Source organism: Amycolatopsis sp. NPDC005961, from assembly GCF_040629235.1.
In the GTDB taxonomy this organism is placed as follows: Bacteria; Actinomycetota; Actinomycetes; order Mycobacteriales; family Pseudonocardiaceae; genus Amycolatopsis; species Amycolatopsis camponoti.
The window spans coordinates 1-3,276 of sequence record NZ_JBEXVF010000049.1 but is presented as its reverse complement, the minus strand read 5'-3'; the positions used below and the strand labels follow the sequence as shown (position 1 = coordinate 3,276).

Here is a 3,276-nt window from a genome sequence, read left to right as displayed (position 1 = left end):
GGCCACCTCCCAAAACCACACCCGCCAGCCCGATCCCACCGATCAACGAACCCAGATCCGCAACCCACCCGGACCCGACCCCCGGACCCCCGTCAGCCGACCGGTCCCCACCGATCAACCCCGGATCCGCCACCGCCCCGGACCCGCCCGAGCGCGCACCCTCCGACCAATCCCCACTGGTCAGCGGCCCCCGCACCCCCTCAGCACCCCGGGCTGGTGGCGACCCCAGAGCCGCCGCCAACCCGGACCCGGCCCCTCCGGCCTCCTCCCCCGGCACCCGCGCACCGCGGTGGGTGCCGTCCTGGTACACCGCGCAGGTGCTCAGGTACAGCACGCTTCGCGTTCCCGCCCGGTGCGCCTCGGCCAGGAGGTTCGCCGTTCCGCCCTCGTTGACCGCCGTGCAGCGGGCGGGGTCGCCGCCCACCTGGGAGGCCAGGTGGAGCAGCGTCGTTATGCCCGTGCACAGCCCCGCGAGGCCCGGCGCGTCCGTCAGGTCGCCCGGCCACGTCGTCACGCCCGCGATGGTCATCCACTCCGGCGGCGGCCGCCGGGCGAGGATGCGGACCCGGGGGCCCATTCCTCGCCCGACCAGCTCGCGCAGCACCGCCGTGCCGACGAAGCCCGTGGCGCCGGTGACCAGGATGTCCGGCTCACCGGCTCTCACGATAAGCGCATCCCCAGCGTGCCGCTCGCGGCCGTGGTCCCCTTCTGGCGGACCTCGACCCGGACCGTCCGCGTGCGGTCCGGCCCCGCTTTGTCCGCTTCGACCGCCAGCAGGCACTCGGAGTCGAACTCCACGTACGTGTCGAACCGGAATTCCGCGCACGCCGGGAGGGCGTACGGGTCGCCGATCGCCAGCAGGGCCGCCTGCCGCGCGCCTTCGATGAGGACCATGCCCGGCACGTGGTCGATCGGGTGGTCGAAGAGCACCGCGTGGTCCGGGTCGAAGCGCAGCGCCCACGTCCCTTCCGTCGGTGTCGCCGCCACCAGCACGTCCTCCGCGCGGTCCCGGCCGACCGAGGCCGGCGCGACGCCGCACAGGACCGCCGCCTGGAACGGCGTCGCCGCGAAGTGGTCGCCCCGCACCCGGCGGTAGACCGCCGACGACACGGTGCGCCACCGCTCCGACGCCGTGCCGATCCGGCGGCCGTCGCGGAAGCACTCGAAGTCGAGCCTCATGCCGCCGACGTTCTTGCCGCGGTACTCGACCTCGTGCGCGCTGACCCGCAGCACCACGTCGACCGGGCGGCCCAGGGTGGCCAGCCCGGTCTCCTCGACCGAGTACTCCTTGTGGTCGGAAAGAAAGCTGTGACTCAGCGGGACGCCGTAAGCGCGGTGCGCGATCAGCAGCGCCGCCTGGCGGATCGTTTCCGCGTACAGCATCGGATCGTGGAACACCGGCGTCCGCGGCCCGAAGAAGCTGTGCCGGCGCGGCCACTGCGCCCCGACCTCGAACCGGCCCTCGCCGAGGATGTTCAAATCGGTGACGAAGACCTCCGAGACGGCCGCGCGGTGCACGAGGCTCCGCGGGATCGTCTGCTGGAAGTCGACCGCCCGCCCCGCGGGCACACCGATGACCTTGGTTTCCGGTATTTCGCGCGCAGATTCCTGAAGGATGGTGCCGACCATGACGGTCCTCCTAGAATGTTCTACCCCAGTACCCCAGTACCCCAGTACTCCCCCGCTCCATTTGTAGCCGAACCGGACACCTAAAACCATACCAACCGAGCGGTTTTTTTTAGTGGCTTTCCCGCGTCCCGGGCCGTAGACTGGCGTATCGACGCATGAGGTACCGCCGAATGGTCTACTGTGGACCGCCGGCCAGAATCGAGAGGGGCTGGACGTGGCTCGCCAAGAACGTGCGGAGCAGACACGGAACGCGATCCTCGAGGCAGCGGCCTCCCGGTTCGACGCGGTCGGCTTCCTCGGCGCGAGCCTGTCGGACATCCTGACCGAAGCGGGTGTCACGAAGGGTGCGCTGTACTTCCACTTCAAGTCGAAGGAAGATCTGGCCGACGCGCTGATCGACGAGCAGTTCACGGTGTCGGACCCGCTCGAGCAGATCGAGAACCCGGGGCTGCAGACGGTCATCGACCTCACGCAGGGCATGGCGGCCAGCCTGCAGTCCGACGTCCGGGTGCGTGCCAGCATCCGGCTCGTCATCGAGCAGGGCTCGTTCATCGCGCCGGCGGCCAACGCCTACAAGCGGTGGATCGACACGATCCACGGCTGCCTGCTGGCCGCGAAGGCGGCGGGCGACCTGCGCAAGGAGACCAACCCGCACGACCTCGCGCAGTTCGTGCAGGCGTCGTTCACCGGGATCCAGCTGAGCTCCCAGGTGCTCACCGGGCGGACGGACCTGCTGGAGCGGATCACGTTCATGTGGAACATGATCCTGGTTTCCGTGGTGCCGCCCCGGCGGCTGCACCGCTTCCTGCCGCAGGGCACGCTCGGCGAGCCCGCTTCCGTCTGACCACGCGGGAAGCCGCGCCGGACCGGGCCCGTCAGGCTCCCGCGCCGGCGGTCGGCCGCGGTGACCGCTCGGCCAGCTCGATGAGGCGCCACAGCTTGCCGAGTGTCACGGCGAGGTCGCTGTCCGGCACGACGATCCGGCTGGACACCACGGATTCGAGGCCGACGCAGGTGACCACCACCAGCAGCTCGGCGGTCTCGAGCGGCACGTCCGGGCCGAGCTCGCCGCCGTCGATCGCGTCGGCGACGTACTCGTGGACCTGGGCCAGCCACGTCCGGGAGAACACGACGAACCGCTCGTCCACGGACCCCATCTCCCGGGCCATGCGGAAGCTCGCGCCGACCTTCGGATCGGTTTCGAGCCAGTGCATGAGGGCCCGGCTGAGCTCGGCGAGGCGCCGCAGGGCCGGCCGGGACACGGCGAGCTGACGGCTCACCTGCCCGCGCAGCACGTCCACGGCGGCGATCTGGACCTCGTCGCAGATCTCGTCCTTGGAGGAGAAGTGGAAGTACAGGCCGCCCTTGGTGACGCCGGCCGCCTGCGCGATGCCCACCATGCTGGTCGCGGCGTACCCGTCCTGGTGCAGGAGCACGGCCGCGGCTTCCAGCAACAGGCGCCGCGTGTGTTCCGAGCGTGCCTGCTTGGTCACCGTCGGTCCCCTCAGGTCGAGCCGTCCGGCGCAGGGACCCTGCGCGTCCCGATCATGATTACATACCAACCGCCCGGTTTACAACTAGGGGAACCCCAGAAACCGGCCCCTGGCAAGGCACTTGACGACCGCTCGAAGAACAAACCGACCGACC

General features: G+C 70.5%; 4 protein-coding genes. 1 reads left to right on the top strand and 3 read right to left on the bottom strand.

The genetic code is table 11. The features are described 5' to 3' along the window. A partial coding sequence (locus ABZ342_RS33655) for an NAD-dependent epimerase/dehydratase family protein (RefSeq protein WP_360481671.1) occupies positions 1-664 on the bottom strand: 664 nt, incomplete at its 3' end. Then, the gene (locus ABZ342_RS33650) at positions 661-1,629 is read right to left on the bottom strand and encodes a ScbA/BarX family gamma-butyrolactone biosynthesis protein (RefSeq protein ID WP_360481668.1); all 969 of its coding nucleotides are present in this window, start codon (positions 1,627-1,629) and stop codon (positions 661-663) included. The genes ABZ342_RS33655 and ABZ342_RS33650, both read right to left, overlap by 4 nt. 214 nt (positions 1,630-1,843) lie before the next feature. Here ABZ342_RS33650 and ABZ342_RS33645 point away from each other — a divergent pair, with 214 nt between their 5' ends. Next, the gene (locus ABZ342_RS33645; protein WP_155544782.1) at positions 1,844-2,473 is read left to right on the top strand and encodes a ScbR family autoregulator-binding transcription factor; all 630 of its coding nucleotides are present in this window, start codon (positions 1,844-1,846) and stop codon (positions 2,471-2,473) included. Between the two features lie 31 nt (positions 2,474-2,504). On the opposite strand, the gene ABZ342_RS33640 is transcribed toward ABZ342_RS33645, so the two are convergent. After that, complete coding sequence (locus tag ABZ342_RS33640) at positions 2,505-3,122, bottom strand: ScbR family autoregulator-binding transcription factor (protein ID WP_230862660.1); 618 nt, start codon at positions 3,120-3,122, stop codon at positions 2,505-2,507. Positions 3,123-3,276 lie beyond the last annotated feature (154 nt).